Source organism: Mesorhizobium sp. LNHC209A00, assembly GCF_000502915.1.
Taxonomy (GTDB): Bacteria; Pseudomonadota; Alphaproteobacteria; order Rhizobiales; family Rhizobiaceae; genus Mesorhizobium.
In genome coordinates, this window is the sequence record NZ_AYWT01000029.1 from 1 (window position 1) to 14118 (window position 14118).

General features: G+C 58.0%; 16 protein-coding genes. 9 read left to right on the forward strand and 7 right to left on the reverse strand.

Translation table 11 applies throughout. From position 1 onward, the window contains the following. Window positions 1-444: 444 nt before the first annotated feature. Window positions 445-903, reverse strand: coding sequence for a hypothetical protein (locus tag X739_RS0136045; RefSeq protein WP_031252589.1), 459 nt, complete (start codon window positions 901-903; stop codon window positions 445-447). Window positions 904-959: 56 nt separating this feature from the next. Beyond that, the gene (locus tag X739_RS137960) at window positions 960-1562 is read right to left on the reverse strand and encodes a hypothetical protein (RefSeq protein ID WP_023796397.1); all 603 of its coding nucleotides are present in this window, start codon (window positions 1560-1562) and stop codon (window positions 960-962) included. 133 nt (window positions 1563-1695) lie between these two features. Between X739_RS137960 and X739_RS137955 the strand changes: the two genes are divergently transcribed. Beyond that, window positions 1696-2187 carry a helix-turn-helix transcriptional regulator gene (locus X739_RS137955; RefSeq protein WP_245273974.1) on the forward strand — a complete coding sequence of 164 codons (492 nt, stop codon included), beginning with the start codon at window positions 1696-1698 and terminating at the stop codon, window positions 2185-2187. Window positions 2188-2613: 426 nt separating this feature from the next. Here X739_RS137955 and X739_RS137950 read toward each other — a convergent pair whose 3' ends face one another. After that, a complete protein-coding gene (locus X739_RS137950) occupies window positions 2614-3639 on the reverse strand; it encodes an alpha/beta hydrolase (RefSeq protein ID WP_023796399.1) in 1026 nt (341 codons plus the stop codon). After that, window positions 3629-5236 carry a hypothetical protein gene (locus tag X739_RS137945; RefSeq protein WP_031252591.1) on the reverse strand — a complete coding sequence of 536 codons (1608 nt, stop codon included), beginning with the start codon at window positions 5234-5236 and terminating at the stop codon, window positions 3629-3631. Before X739_RS137945 ends, X739_RS137950 begins: the two co-directional genes overlap by 11 nt. Window positions 5237-5580: 344 nt before the next feature. Between X739_RS137945 and X739_RS137940 the strand changes: the two genes are divergently transcribed. Then, a complete protein-coding gene (locus X739_RS137940; RefSeq protein ID WP_156940048.1) occupies window positions 5581-5925 on the forward strand; it encodes a hypothetical protein in 345 nt (114 codons plus the stop codon). Here X739_RS137940 and X739_RS1000000169735 read toward each other — a convergent pair. From X739_RS1000000169735 to X739_RS137930, 3 genes are read right to left on the reverse strand one after another with little or no spacing between them, the layout of a single operon-like run. Next, window positions 5922-6086: a hypothetical protein gene (locus tag X739_RS1000000169735; protein WP_023796402.1), complete on the reverse strand. Its 165-nt coding sequence runs from the start codon at window positions 6084-6086 to the stop codon at window positions 5922-5924. The two genes, X739_RS137940 and X739_RS1000000169735, sit on opposite strands and share 4 nt — an antisense overlap. Then, entirely contained in the window at window positions 6083-6631 is a 549-nt protein-coding gene (locus tag X739_RS137935) for a thermonuclease family protein (RefSeq protein WP_023796403.1), read from the reverse strand. The genes X739_RS1000000169735 and X739_RS137935 overlap by 4 nt, the downstream gene beginning before the upstream one ends. Further along, window positions 6628-7230, reverse strand: coding sequence for a hypothetical protein (locus X739_RS137930; protein WP_023796404.1), 603 nt, complete (start codon window positions 7228-7230; stop codon window positions 6628-6630). The genes X739_RS137935 and X739_RS137930 overlap by 4 nt, the downstream gene beginning before the upstream one ends. A 138-nt stretch (window positions 7231-7368) precedes the next feature. Between X739_RS137930 and X739_RS137925 the strand changes: the two genes are divergently transcribed. The 7 genes from X739_RS137925 (at window position 7369) to X739_RS137900 (ending at window position 14106) form a co-directional block, all read left to right on the forward strand. Beyond that, complete coding sequence (locus tag X739_RS137925; RefSeq protein WP_198026189.1) at window positions 7369-7971, forward strand: lytic transglycosylase domain-containing protein; 603 nt, start codon at window positions 7369-7371, stop codon at window positions 7969-7971. 12 nt (window positions 7972-7983) lie between these two features. Then, a complete protein-coding gene (locus tag X739_RS137920) occupies window positions 7984-8298 on the forward strand; it encodes a TrbC/VirB2 family protein (RefSeq protein ID WP_032924558.1) in 315 nt (104 codons plus the stop codon). A gap of 3 nt (window positions 8299-8301) precedes the next feature. Beyond that, the gene (locus tag X739_RS01385) at window positions 8302-8595 is read left to right on the forward strand and encodes a VirB3 family type IV secretion system protein (RefSeq protein WP_023720449.1); all 294 of its coding nucleotides are present in this window, start codon (window positions 8302-8304) and stop codon (window positions 8593-8595) included. Continuing rightward, on the forward strand, window positions 8592-10994 hold the full coding sequence (locus tag X739_RS137915) for a VirB4 family type IV secretion system protein (RefSeq protein ID WP_023796407.1): 2403 nt from the start codon (window positions 8592-8594) through the stop codon (window positions 10992-10994). The genes X739_RS01385 and X739_RS137915 overlap by 4 nt, the downstream gene beginning before the upstream one ends. After that, window positions 10978-12135, forward strand: a complete 1158-nt coding sequence (locus X739_RS137910; RefSeq protein WP_023796408.1) for a lytic transglycosylase domain-containing protein — start codon at window positions 10978-10980, stop codon at window positions 12133-12135. Before X739_RS137915 ends, X739_RS137910 begins: the two co-directional genes overlap by 17 nt. Window positions 12136-12144: 9 nt before the next feature. Then, window positions 12145-12879, forward strand: a complete 735-nt coding sequence (locus X739_RS137905; protein WP_023796409.1) for a type IV secretion system protein — start codon at window positions 12145-12147, stop codon at window positions 12877-12879. A 183-nt stretch (window positions 12880-13062) separates the two neighbouring features. Beyond that, window positions 13063-14106 (forward strand): type IV secretion system protein, encoded by a 1044-nt coding sequence (locus tag X739_RS137900; RefSeq protein WP_023796411.1) that lies wholly within the window; start codon window positions 13063-13065, stop codon window positions 14104-14106. The last annotated feature ends 12 nt before the right edge of the window (window positions 14107-14118 follow it).

The following is a 14118-nucleotide window of genomic DNA, read 5'->3' on the forward strand; positions in this document are numbered from 1 at the left end:
CGAAGCTCCGAAGAAGGACTCTGGCGCCGGCGGCATGCCTGGCGGCATGGGCGGCGGCGGCATGGGCGGGATGGGCGGCATGGGGGGCATGGATTTCTAATCCAGCCATTCAGTCTTCAGATATGGAAAGGGCGGCACGGGTGCCGCCCTTTTTCCGTTCTGTAAGGCCCATGTCGCTCGATGTCTCGATGATGCGTCGGACTTAGAATCGAACGGCCCTCCCCTGTCCGCCAGCGCTAGCTCGGCACCAAGCGTGACGAAGGCGTCGAAACTTCAAAAGGACGAAAACGAGAGCAGATCTCCCTTCATCCAAGATGTCTGCCCATCCGGCTACGGTCCGAAATAGTCAGCACTCGCTTGGCGGCGTGCGGCGCGTCCTACAAGGCAGGCCTGGCGCTCGAGGTCAGACCACATGGACCTTCGCCGCCTACCCTCTCGGTACACTCACTTGTGCGGCATGCAATAGACTCCCTCGGATTCCATCAGTACCGCGCCGCCCTTCAACTCGCTCAGTGCGCCAACCCACGCTTCCGAGTAAGTGCGGCTAGCATCCACTGCCGTCAGCCAGAGAACACGATTGTCGGCCAGTTCGACTTTAACTTCCTGCTGCAAAGGGCTTGCCTGCACGGTCTGTTGATAGTGACGTTTGATCCTGACATTGCTGGCCGGGAACTCGGCTTCGTTGCTGCCGTAGTTCAGCACAAACCCACTGTGGTCCTCAGCCGCCGAGCAACTGCCATCACGCTCACACACGATTTTGGCGGCGGTCGTGCAGTCCCATTTCAGTGAAGCGGGCCACATAGGATTGTCCACACTTGATCGCGGCCTGTCGCTCTGACCAGCAGCCGTCAACACTGCGCCTGTGTTAAAAATCACAGTGGACAGGAGAAGCGCCTTGAACACTCCAAACCTCCCTGAATTGCGATACCATAGTACCTCGTGCTGCGTGATCGCCTAGCTCATGGCATGTTGAGATTGAACCAGCTTTTCTGGCGGGTGCCGTTCACGTCGTCGTACTCGATGAACCAGGGCTTTCCGCGCATCGGCCGAGAGATGGTGTAGTAGGTGCGGCCATCCCCGAGCGAATGCTCTCCATCGTCCCCCGCAGTCTGGATTTTTGCCGCCACCAACTTGCCGTCGATTTCGATTTGGACCTGGCGAGATCCGTCTCCATGATGCCCGCCGAGAGCGTTGTTTTCGAAAACGACGGGCAGGGAGAGCCTATCGGCCGCAATACGGCAGATGTTCCGTTCTTGACCTGAGCCCGGCCGATCGGATTCAGAGTTGCCAACTGCTTGCCAGCCAGACGGACAATCCTCGTACTTCTCAAATCTCGCTGCGCTGGAGTTGGCTTGCGGACAGGTCGGCCAATTAAAACCCGGGGCTTCCATCGCCGCAATCAACTTGTAAACTGGCGGGTGGCACGAGGAGGTGCCTTGCCAGTCGCCGGAAAGACATAGGAGGACCTGACAGCCCCATTCCGACGCTTTTGATTGGGATGGAAGAGCTGCGGCGCCCGCGATGGCCACGGCACCCCCCAGCAGGTATTTGAGAATGGTCATAGCCTTTTCCTCGCTGCGGATTTTGACAGTTTACTATGGATGATCCGCGCGAAAAAGGACAGATCGAAAAGGCAGGTTTGTGCGACTACATCGATTTATGAAACGAGACGTTGGAGGCGGAGTCGACAACCCGTTGCGCGCCAACATTGCACTGGCGCTTGAGCGGGAGCGAGCCAGACGCGGCCTATCCCATATGCACATGGCCGAACTGTTTCGGACCCCCGAGGGCGAAAAACTGGCCTATAGAACCTACATTCAGACTGTGCGTCAGAAAAATAACGTCACATTGACGACGCTGCAGGTCATGGCAAACGCCTTGCAATTGTCTTTTGCAGGACTGCTCGCCGGCGGTAAGAAAGTTCCGGAATGGGCGCATCGGTTGGACGACAATGCGATCCGCAAGCGGCTGGCGCACATCATCTATTTTGAGCGGCAAAGACGTACTTTGCATCGGTATGAGATGGCCGAACTCATCGGCGTGGCGGAGGCGACCTTCACGAAACTGGAACGCGCGAGCGGCAACATCAGCGTGGACACGATTGCCGCGATCGCCGAGGCGTTGAAATTTGATCCAGCGACCTTCCTCTTTTCCGAAGAGATCCCGCCTGGCAGAGCCGACACCTAGCCGCCCCCCGAGTGTTCCTAAAGGGCTATAATTCGCCCCAGCCGGCGCCGCTCCTACGCCCCTGCCGTCAGGCCCAGCGGCCGACTAGGGCCCCCGCCGCGGCTGTCGGGCCGCTGGCGTCATCGTCGGCTGTTAGCGGCAGGATGATACCGGGACTTTAATATGGACGCTGTGCCGGCGCATTTGCTGATGAAGAGCTTTCCCTTGAGGGTCGAAACCATCTGAGAACAAGCCGTCAATCTGCCGGCGCGTGTAGAGAAGAAGGGTGTCGTGGGCTTTTCGACAATTGCCGGTGTCATGCCTGCGCCTTTGTCGGCCACCTCCAGGGTCGGTTTGGTCCGGTAGGCGGCGACCCCACATTCATCACTTCTGTGTCGTGTTGCGTGCGAGAGAATTTGCCAGTCAACTGACCGGCCAAAGCCAAACTCATGCTCGCCGGGCCGACTTGTCAACACGCGACAGAAACCGCTTCAAGCTCAAACCGGCCAACAAAATGTAAGGCGGCATGGCGAGCGAATAGTGACCACAGTTTAATTTCAAAATATTCGGCCTAGCTGCGGCGTCCTTCAGCCTATGCATGAACCTTTCCGATAGCTCTGGTAACACCACTTTGTCTCTCTTAGCCAACACAACATGAAGATCGAGATCAGGCCGCGCCAAACTACGTGCGTAATTCTCCAAGTTAAGTGGACCCCAGGCCCTTCTGAGATCGGTCAGCTCAATTTCAGGCTCAAGGCTTTCACGTATCGCTCGTGTCGCGCGACCCGTCCAAACCATATCGGCCAGACTCCCCGCCGTCAGAAACAACGAGGCTTTTGACACAGCCGGGTCATGCGCTGCGATTAATCCAGCGACCCAGGAACCCAAGCTCATACCGAGAACCGAAATGTCTCGATAGCCTTGGCGTTTCAACCAACGAACGAGCTTTCGACCGTCCAATACTGCCTGCCTTACGGATTGGATGGTTCGACCGAGGTTGGCGCTAAGCATATAATCGGCGTGCAGGGATCCAGGACGGCTGCGCTCGAAGTGATAGGGCATGGTAATCTCGACGACCGTGATGCCGCGCTTCGAGAAAAAGCTGGCAATCTGGTGATTCCAGGAGCTTGCATTCCAATGGTGAAAAATCACCATCGCCTGATCGAACGACCCGCTTTCTGTGATTTTCGCCCAGACACCATTGTTCTGTTGGACATCAGTAGAAATGTCCGATGGAAATTTGAGCCACCCATCTAGCCTCTCAAATCCGTGATCACTCAGATTCGGGTCGGCGAAAAAGACTGGATCAGCCACGGCCTGGTCCGCAAGGGCACAGAATTCCTCGATACTCGTTATCTTCTTCGCATTTGGAAAGGCGAGTTCCGCGTCAAGGGCGAAATCCGATGGTTTCTTGCCTTCCTCACCGCGTCGCGCCCGCCGCTCATCCCAACGATCAAGCCAACTATGATACACTCTGATTGTTTCCTAACTTACTCGCTTGCCCTCGCCCCAGCCCTGGATCAAACAGGCCGTATATCGCGAACAGCACTCCAACGTCCATCATGATCGAAAAGCCAGCAAATGCATCGATCAGCAAGTAGCCAGCCACGAGTAACGCTACGATCGCTGACATCCTCCACAAAGAAACCCGACGTTCGACACCTAAACGGATGGAGCCGTACACGAATACCACACAGGTCGAAATAGCGATGAGAAGGCTACTGTAATGGGTCGGCCTACGGTAGATGATCCCGGCGCTCACATCATTGCGCCCATAAAAGGGGGAAGAGATATCGACGGCCAACCAAGACACAATATTCTCTCCACGCGATGTCAGGTAAGCACTCTGGAGCTTCATGACTATGGCGATCAAAAGTACCAAAACAGTACACCGAAAAATCGCACGCATAACCCTGATGCTGACTTCATGTAGCTCGTGTTGATAGTCCACCTCCGGCCGATTACTCGCGGCTTCTCCAATACTCCAAAGATCATGGATCACCGTATAAAGCAAAATCAGGCCTACGAAGAACAGATAAAAACAGAGGCACATATACAGGTAAGCGAGCCCCGTGAACACGACCGCTTCCGGCACCGATATAACCTCAGGGCGCACAATCGCTAACGAGCCCCAATCCGTCGCATAGTTGCCACCCCCTTTGAGCAACGGGATTAAAGACACGCCGATCCACTGAAGAAGACCGGCGAACATCACACAAATCAGAAAAACCGCCCAATATGAATACGAATAAGCTTGTACGGTGCGTGCCCAGGCATCGTCGCTTTCCACCTTGTCGCCCTGCGCCACAAGCTTTGGGCGGCCTTCATCTTTCCAAAAGGTCACCAGCTCGGTCACGAAGGCAAAAAATAGTGGCAAAAATACCATGAAGACGAATGTCCAATTCGCTGTCCAAAGAAACCCAACCTGCTTGACGACGCCATCCGCGCGGCCATACGTCACGCTGTGAACCCCCGTAAGATATGACAAAAACCCAAGAGCGGTGACACCCGCAAACACCGACGCCGGTAGATTCAGGGGAGATCCGCGACTAAAAAACGCCTCCGATTCCCTTGCCAAACTAAAGCGCCGGCTCGGCCCCTTGGGGTCAGTATCCAGTATCAACTCTGCCGGGGAGTCTGTCGCGTCATCGATGGTCGCAGTCACTGCCGTATCTGGAATCTCCTGCGCACCGCCGCTTCCGGCTCTCTTCCATTCTCGTCTCTTGGCCGATAACCGCGATTGCGCCTCACCTAGCTCCATCTGCCATTCGCTTGTTGCGACCGCATCATCGCATCCAAAAATCCTCGCCAGCCAACGAATGTTGGCAGTGCTAATCCCCTTCTCGTTCTCTTGAAACCAAAGCTGCACCGTTCGCAGATCGACCCCAACCCGGTTGGAATCAATCAGTGAGATCGCCTCTGCAAGGAGTTCGGGCGTCCATGGGCCAGCAGGAAACCCGTCTTTGTCCAACAGTCGACCCGCACCCGCCGCCGCCAGTCGTTTGAACAATTCCTTGAAATCACTCCCGTCTCTCGGCGGAGGGAGAAATAACTTTCCGTTCTTAAACAACAACTTATGGGCTCTAGTTTCGTTCCGTTTCGCTAGGCTTCGTATCCTATCGTGCCTTCGTCCTCAATCAACGTTTTTATTAACTCGATTTTGGCCGGCACGGGAGAGATCAAATCACGGGTGACCCGCTGGAGAGGCTGAACACGTTAGATGCGTGGGAGATGTTTCGCAAATTGCCGGCCAACCGAAACGTTTGTTTGGTGGCAGGGTTAGTGTGACCTCATGAACGAACATTAGGGAGCCAGGGCTTAGGGAGCCTGAGAAGCGGAGGGATGAACCCAATCCTATTTTTCTCGCCTCCCTCAGATGTCATTTACGAATTGTCATGCGCATGGAGCCGGTAGATGCCCATTCAAGTGGTCTGTAATAACGGAGTAATGGAAGAGGCCGATGGAGTCGCGAATCTGCTCGCGGCGCATCGTCATGCAGTTGCCATGGTTGAACGTCTCGGCAGGCGATCGATGAGAGCCGACGGGCCGGACGCGACCCTGATCGGCCGGCGATTGGATTCGGCAATGGCGGAAGAGGCTATCGCGCGTCGGCGCGCGGCCGCTGCGCCGGTGGCTGATGTCGTTGAGATGAAAAAAAAGGCAGCTTATTTCCGGCGGTTGTTGGGGAACGACTGGTGCGAGGTTGATGTCGACGATTTTCGCGCGTTGCTCGGTACTTTCGCTAAACTGCAGTCCTAGGAGAAGAGCGCTGAAATCCATGAGACCACGGTATTCCAGGCCGCATAGAGGCCTGCCGGCACCAAGATGATCGCTATGAGAGCGATAGCATCGCCAATGGCGCCGTCGGTGCGTCCTTCCACGGGATAGTAATATTTGTGCGTATCATCGTCGGGCTTCATTGTTGTCTCTCCGACCGCTTGTTTAGCAGCAACTGCACAGGATGCTGAAACGTCGTGCCCCACAAACCCGCACGTTTCATCTTAGCGTTGATTTCCGCGACGAGGTAGTTCTCATTGACGGCTTTGCCCTTCGCTGTCGTTGCAGCAAACGCGTATCCGGTCGCTATGAGCGCGGTGCCAACGTCAATTGTTTCGCCATTGAGCTGCGCACCGCACACGACAAAAGCCGCCTTGTCCAGGGCGTAGCCGATTGGCTGGCACGTAACCGCCGCGCTATCAAACAGCGCTGCCAGATGCGCCAGCGATGTGTTCCCGCAATCGATTTTGTTCCCACTTGGCTCTTCGGCTGATGTGCCTCGAAGACATGACTGGACGCCATAGAGGCGGAAAAGGTGATCTCCGTCTCGCCACGTATCTCCAGTCAGCAGTTGAGCCGACTTCGATACCGCGAAGGGCGTTGGCACGACAGACTCCGATGCATCCTGAGCCTGTGCCGATGCACACAAACCAAATGCGGCCAGCACTGCGAGGCTCGCCCGCTTCATTCCTGGAACTGTCCACCGAGATCGGCGGAATGCTCCAGATCGGGGCGCAGCGACTTGCCGTCCTTGCTGTGTCCGATCGCCGCCATGTGGAAAAAAACCATTTCGTCGTCGTCGTAGGCGACGTTGTATGGGTCGTTTGCGTTGCCCGCTCCCACGAGCGAGAAACACGACACAGCGTCGGGTTCACCCTTCCTGCTTTGCAGCACAAGTGTCTTGCAAAGCACGACAGATGCACGATCGTTGTAGATTCCCTCTTCATAGTCCTGCGCGGCCTTCGTGCAGTCCCACTGCTGCGTCTTGTACGCAATCTTCGGTTTTGGGCAGGCCGCAAGGCCGCGCAACCGATACTTCACACCGTTGATGACGCGCTCGGTCGCCGATGGCACTTCAACTGGCCCGATGAGAGCGGCCGCATCGCGCTGAAAGAGCGCGCCTCTGGCATCGTAGCGCTCATAGACGAACATCTTCTCGCCCGGCTTCGCAAACTGGAGCAGGTAGCGCTCCGACGGCTGCGCGAAGGCGTTCGGGGCATCAGTGCCGCCAGCATAAGCCACGGTACCTTGGAGCAGCAAGACCGTGCAAAGGGCAGTCTGTTTCATCGAAATCCGTCCTCGCGTTGCATATCGTATTGACACTTTACTAGGGCTGCGTGTAGCCATAGTAAAGTGTTAAATTTTGGCGACAGTATGAACACTCGATTCGCTTTCCTGCTCACCCTCTTTGTCGCGACATTGCCCATGGAAGCGCACGGCCGGGACCTGGCATCAGATCGCGTAGCAGTCGCCTTTGCAACGCCGGCGCAAGCCCTTGCCGCAGTCGGGGCGCCAACGCCGGGAGCGTGTGAGACCGTAAATCGTGCTGAGGTCTCCCAACTTGTGCGTTCAATCGCGCAAGAGGAAGGGTTCGACGCCGATCTGGCCGAGACAATTGCATGGGCCGAAAGCGATCTCGGCGCCAGTCAAGGTCCGTCCAAGGCCGGAGCCCTGGGAATCATGCAGCTGATGCCGGGCACGGCGGCCGATCTCGGTGTCAGCGACCGTTGCGATATACAGGCAAATGTCCGGGCAGGCCTTCGCTATCTGAAGTCACTCTATGACGAATTCCAGGATCCGCTGTTGATGCTTGCGGCCTACAACGCCGGGCCTAACAGCGTCTACAAGGCGCAGGGCATTCCGGTGAATCCGGAGACGGCAGAATACATCGTGAAAATACTGAACCGCTGGAAGTTCGGCGGTGTCGTCAAGAAGTCCGCCCTGACCAAATCCGAGACGCTCGCGGCCGCACCGCCAGCAAGCGAGGACGCATGGCAGGATGGTCATGTCATGGATTTCGGCAACTGAAAGGAGCCAAGGGTGGAATACAGGAGACCGGGCAAATTTGCCCTGAAACTAGCGGTGGCCTCGGCGGTCGGAATAGCGCTCGCGCCAGCCACTGCGTATGCCCAGTCGGCGGCACCAGTCGAGAATGTCCTGGAGTGGTTCGTCGGCGTTCTGCAGGGCAACATAGCGCGTTCATTCGCCATCATTGCGGTCTGCTTTCTCGGCTTCCTTGCCATGACGGGCCGGCTGGCGTGGATGATGGCTTTCTCCATCATCATCGGCATCGCTTTGATCTTCGGCGCCGCCCAGCTTGTGGACGCAGTTCGCGCGACCGCTGGAGGTAGCTGAGACATGGACGACGAGGAGGTCTATGTCGAGCCGGTCAGCCTGCCACTGACACGCCCCCCGATGAAATGGGGGGTGCGATATGAAGTTTTTGCCCTGAACGGCATCCTGGCGGTGATCGGTTTTATCGCCACGAGCAGCTTCATGCTCGGCCTTGGCGTGTTCGGCGTGGTGCATCTGGTCAGCGCATATCTGTGCCAGCGCGACCCCTACATGTTTCATATTTTCGAGCGGCGTGTCTCCAAACGCGGAGCGGTGGCGAACCTCACCTTCTGGGGGGCGAGGAGCTATTCGCCATGAGCCCCAACGCCGACCTAAAATTTGGCCGTGAGCGCCGGCGCGAAAAGCCCGCGGCGATGCACATACCTTACCTTCGCCATGACGATGACAATCTCATCGTGACGAAGAGCGGATTCCTTGTCGGCGTTGTCCAGCTTAGTGGCCTGCCGTTCCAGACGATGGACCAGGCCGAGTTGAACAGCCGAATGTTCAACCGCAACACGACGTTCCGCAACCTCTCGACCTCTCGCTTTGCCGTCTACACGACGATCATCCGTCGCCACGTGACGCCTGAGATCGAAGGCGACTTTGACAATTCTTTCGTAGCCGAACTCGACGCCCGCTACATGGATGAGCTTGGGGCGAGAAACCTTTTCGTCAACGAGGCGTATCTGACGGTCATACGCCGACCGATGCTCGGCCGTGTCGGCTGGGTGGACAAGGCGCTCAATGCGTTTCGCATCAGTACCGCAGGCGAAGAAACCCGCGAAGAGGCGATGGCTGAATTGCGTGACGTTCTTGACGGCGTCGTCAAGGATTTCACGGCTTATGGTGCGCGGCTTCTCGGCGTCGTGAAGCGCCGCGACAGCTTCTTTTCCGAGCCGGCGGAATTTTTGGCGAAGATTCTCGCCGGCGGCGTCGACGTGGAAATGCCTTTGCCGCGCATGAGCCTTGGTAATGTGCTGGCGACACGACAGCTGTTTTTCGGCAAATCCGCGCTGGAACTTCGCGGGCCCGGCGCCGCCAAACTCGGCGCGATGGTGTCGATCAAGGAATACCCACCGTTCACGGCTCCGGGCTCATTGGACGGTCTCTTGCGCCTGCCGCATGAGTTTGTCCTGACGCAGAGTTTCGCAATCGAAGACCGTGTGACCGCGATGCGCAGGATCAACACGATCGCGAACCAGGTTGAGGGGTCAGACGAGGCGGGCACGACGGTCGAGGAGTCCGTCCACGACGGCGCCGACAAGCTGGCCGGCGGCGAGGTCATCTTCGGACAGCATCACATGAGCGTCATGGCATTGGCACCGGACATGGTTGAACTCAACCGTGCGCTATCCGACATCACGGCCGAGCTTTCGCGCATGTCGATCGTGCCGGTTCGCGAGACGCTGAACACGGAACTGGCCTTCTGGGCGCAGTTGCCGGGAAATTTCAGCTACATCGCGCGACGTGCGTTGATCTCGTCGCTTAACTTCGCCGGCCTTTTTTCCGGACACAATTTCCCGTCCGGCCAACGTGAGAGACTGCATTGGAAACGGCCCATCGCTTTGCTCGAAACGACCAGCCAGACCGCCTATTATTTCAATTTCCACGTTCACGATGTCGGGCACTTCACGGTGTTCGGCCCGACCGGCTCGGGCAAGACCGTGGTGCTGTCGTTCCTGATGGCGCAGGCCATGCGCATCATGCCGCGGCCGCGATGTGTCTATTTTGACTACATGCGCGGCGCTGAAATTTTCGTTCGGGCGCTCGGCGGTCGCTACGAGGTGATGGAACCTTCCCAGCCGACCGGGTTCGCGCCATTGCAGCTTGATGACACGGCAGAAAACCGTTCTTTCCTGGAAGATCTGCTTATCTACATTCTAACGCCGGAAGGCGGTGCGCTGGACGTGGCGGAGATGCGCGTCATCAACGCCGCCGTCGACATGATCTACAAGATCTCGCGCGAACAGCGGACCTTCGACCTGCTGCCGGAAGTGCTGCGGGGGTCGCTCATGCCTGGCATGAACGATCTGGCCGCCCGGATACAACCCTGGCTCGACCCGAAGGACAAGGGCTGGCTTTTCAACAATCCCGTCGATCTGGTCGATTTCTCGAAGCCCGTTGTCGGCTTCGACATGACCAGGATTCTGGGCGACAAAAAGCTGCGCTCGGCGGCGTTGCTCTACATCTTCCATCGCTTGGAAGAGGTCATCGACGGCTCGCCGATCATGCTTTTCCTCGATGAAGGCTGGAAGCTGCTGGACGACGAGGTTTTCGCTGCCTTCATCAACGAGACGCTGAAAACCATTCGTCGCCGGAATGGCGTGGTCGGCTTCGGCACCCAGACGGCGGAAGACGTCGTCAATTCCTCCATCTCGTCGTCGCTGATCGAGCAAACGAAGACTAACATTTTCTTCCCCAACCCGAAGGCGAGCAAGGAGTCCTACATGGAGCGCTTCTCGCTGACGGCGAAGGAATTCGAGTTCGTGCGCCGAACCGCGAAGGAAACACGCACCTTCCTCGTCAAGCACGACAGCGACTCGATCGTCGCCAAGCTCGATTTGTCGGCGATGCCGGATCTCATCAAGGTCTTGTCCTCGAACGAAGCCAACAGCAAGGAATGCGCACGGCTTCGGGAAACCTTCGGCGACGAGCCGGAGATGTGGCTGCCATACTTCTGCGGATGGGAGAGCGAGCATGACGAAGCGGCTTAGCAGTGCTTGTCTGGCCGTGGTTCTCGCGACGGCGGAAAGCATGAGTGTGGCTATCGCTCAGATCGCGGTGATCGACGGGCCGAACCTCGACAAGCGGCAAGAGGACGAGCAGCACAGCACCAAGTCGGATGAAGCCAAGAAGGGCGAAACCGAGAAGAAGAAAAGCGTCGTCTGCACCTATTCCAACAAATACCGCTCACAGATGTTTCGCCGGTCACCGGCCGAGGCGTTGCAGCGCGACGACGGCAACGTGAAGATGATCCGCTACTATGCGCAAAAGTACGGCGTGCCCGAAGGCCTGGCGCTTTCCGTCGCCTATCAGGAATCGCGCTTCGACACATGCGCCGGGAGCCACACCGGCGTCAAAGGCGTCATGCAGCTGACCAAGGGCACTGGCAAGTCCATGGGACTGGACCGCGACGTGAACGAGCAGAATGTCGAAGGCGGTGTCAAATATCTCGGTATGGGCGTGAAGCAATGCGGGGCGACGAATTACAGCTGTCTCGCCTCCTTCTACAACGGATCGAACGCAGGCGAGCAAAGAGCGTGGGCCGGCGGCGTCGGCCGTTGGAACAGCTACTTCAACGACTATGTGTCGAGCGGCAAGGCTCCGGCCGCCGCGCCGCCACCGTTCTCGATCGTAACGGCCGACGGCGCGGGCGGCACGGCCCAGGACACGGCCATGGGCACGGTGAGAAAGGCGGCTGGCGGCCTTGATGCAAGCTCATCGCAGATCGGCGCCAACAATGCGGCGATCGACGCTCTGGCGGGCAATGTTGGCCAGGTGACCGAGTACAAGGACGCTTGGGAGCTGAACTCGTCGGCTCGGGGGATCAACGCCGATGTCACCAACCAGTACCTCGCCCAGGCGGGGGATTTTACGGCGTTGCTGGGCCAACTTCTATCGTTGACGAACGTTCAGGCATCGCAGTCGGCCAAACTTTTGCAGCAGCCGAAGAGCGGCTCTCCAAACCCGTTCTCTTGTGATCCCGCCGAACTGGAACGGTTGAAGATTGATCGCGGCCGGTGGTTACCATGCGCAGTTGAAAACGCGCGGTCGAGCTCATCCGACAGCCGCTCGATGATCATCACCAACGACCCTGCTGGCGCTGCCAGCGTCTTCGATTCGCTACAGCAATAGGAGGCTGACATGAAGAAATTCGCGATTGCCGCCAGTCTGGCGCTTTGGGCAAGCACGGCCCACGCACAGATTGCCGTCATTGATGGCGCCAATCTCGATGTCGCTCGCAAGAATGCGGACAACACCAACTCGATCATGGACTCCAACAAGGATATCTTGAAAAAGAGCGAGGAGATCCTGCAGGCTCTCAGCGGCAGTCGTGACGGTTCGCTCGGCATCGGACAGACGGGCCTTGGCGGCAACATGTCGATCGCCCAGGCGCCGTCGTTCGGATCGATCCTGAACGGCGGGGCGCTTTCGTTTGGCGGCCTTTCGCCCGAAATCCAGAAAATCGCAGGCGCCCTCATCAACGGGCTCCAGCTGGTGAAGCAACTCCAGCAGATTGCCGGCAAGGAGACCAGCGCCGTCAACACGGCCTATGGCGGCAGCGTCAATGTGGCCTCGCTGCTAAGCGCATTGACCTCGCAGGCTTCGCAAGGCGTTACCCAGCGCCAACAGTCTTTGCAGTCAGCGAGCGGGCAGATCGGGCAGTCGCAGGACGTCAAGGGGTCGGTGGACCAGAACACACGAATGCAGCTGGAAAACGCGCGCGCCGTCAACGAACTGATCGGCGTCCAGAACGGCGCGGTCGCGGCCCTGAATGAGAAGCTGAAGGGAGATCTTCTTCGCCAGAGCCAGGTGCAGAAGATGATGACACCGCGCACCGTCAATCCGTTTGCGGAATTCGGCAAGAGTGGGGGCTGAGCGCTTGTCGAGGCGGATGCTGCGCATATGCGTTGTGCTTGGGCTCGGCGCAGGGCTTTTTGGATGCGCAAATCGCGAACTGAAAGCGCCGTGTGGCCCTTTGGCGTATGCCCACGCCGACGAATGCGGCGCGCTGAAGCCGGTCAATTCAACGCCGTTCGCCAGCATCATTGACGAGGATCCATGAACGGTCTGGCCGCAAGCATCCTCGGTGGCATTGACAACATCGGAGAGGACTTCGTTCGCACCGTCTATATGCAGTTGGGCAATGCGATGGGCAACGTCTTCACCCTCATGCTCACCCTCTATATCGCGTGGTGGGGTTATTCGATCCTGAGCGGGCGAGAGTCGATTTCGCCAATCGAAGCGGCCTATCGCCTCGGCCGCGCGGTCATCATCTATCTGCTGCTGACCGGATGGGGCACATTTTCCGCGACGATCTATCAGCTCGTGCAAAGCATTCCCAACGAGGTCGGTAAGGTAATCGTCGGCGCCGTGTCGCGGGCCACCGGCAATCAGCTTAGCGACCAGGCGGCAATTCCAGCGCTGATCGACAACCTCTACCAAGGGGCGCAGGACGTCGCCAATCAGGTCTACAGCGGATCCTTCTATGACATTTTTGGCGCGCTCCTGTCGTTGCTCGTCCTGCTGTCGGCCATCATCTTCGCAGCGCTTGCCATTGCCGCGATCATTGCCGCCAAAGTGATGTTGTTCATCACGCTGGCCTTGGCGCCGATATGGATCATCCTTTGGCTTTATCGATGGTCCTCGCGCATGAGCGAAGGCTTTCTTTCGCTGACCACCTTCCTGATGATCCAGCAAATCCTGATCTACGGCTTTCTCGGTTTCTACTTCTCGCTCGTCAATGCGGCGCTGAACACCGCCACGTCCGGCGGAGCGACCATGGACAGCAAAATGTCGCTGGTGCTGCCGCTGGTGCTGGTGACAATCATCGGCATCTACGTTCTCATGCAGATACCCTCGATTGCCTCGATCCTGAATGGCGGCGGCTACCTCAGCACCGTTGGAGCCTACAATCCTTATAGAAACTTCGGCAGGAACGCCGTGCGCTACTCCGGTGCACAATGGGCCGCAGGCCGCGCCGCTCGCGGCGCCCGGCAGCTCGCGACCAACAGTTTCCGAACTGCGCGAGCAGCGAGGGCCGACGACGCAACCCGGACCGCTATCCAGCAAGGTGCGCGCGATAACTCCAGGCCTCTGGCGTAGGCGAGAACACAA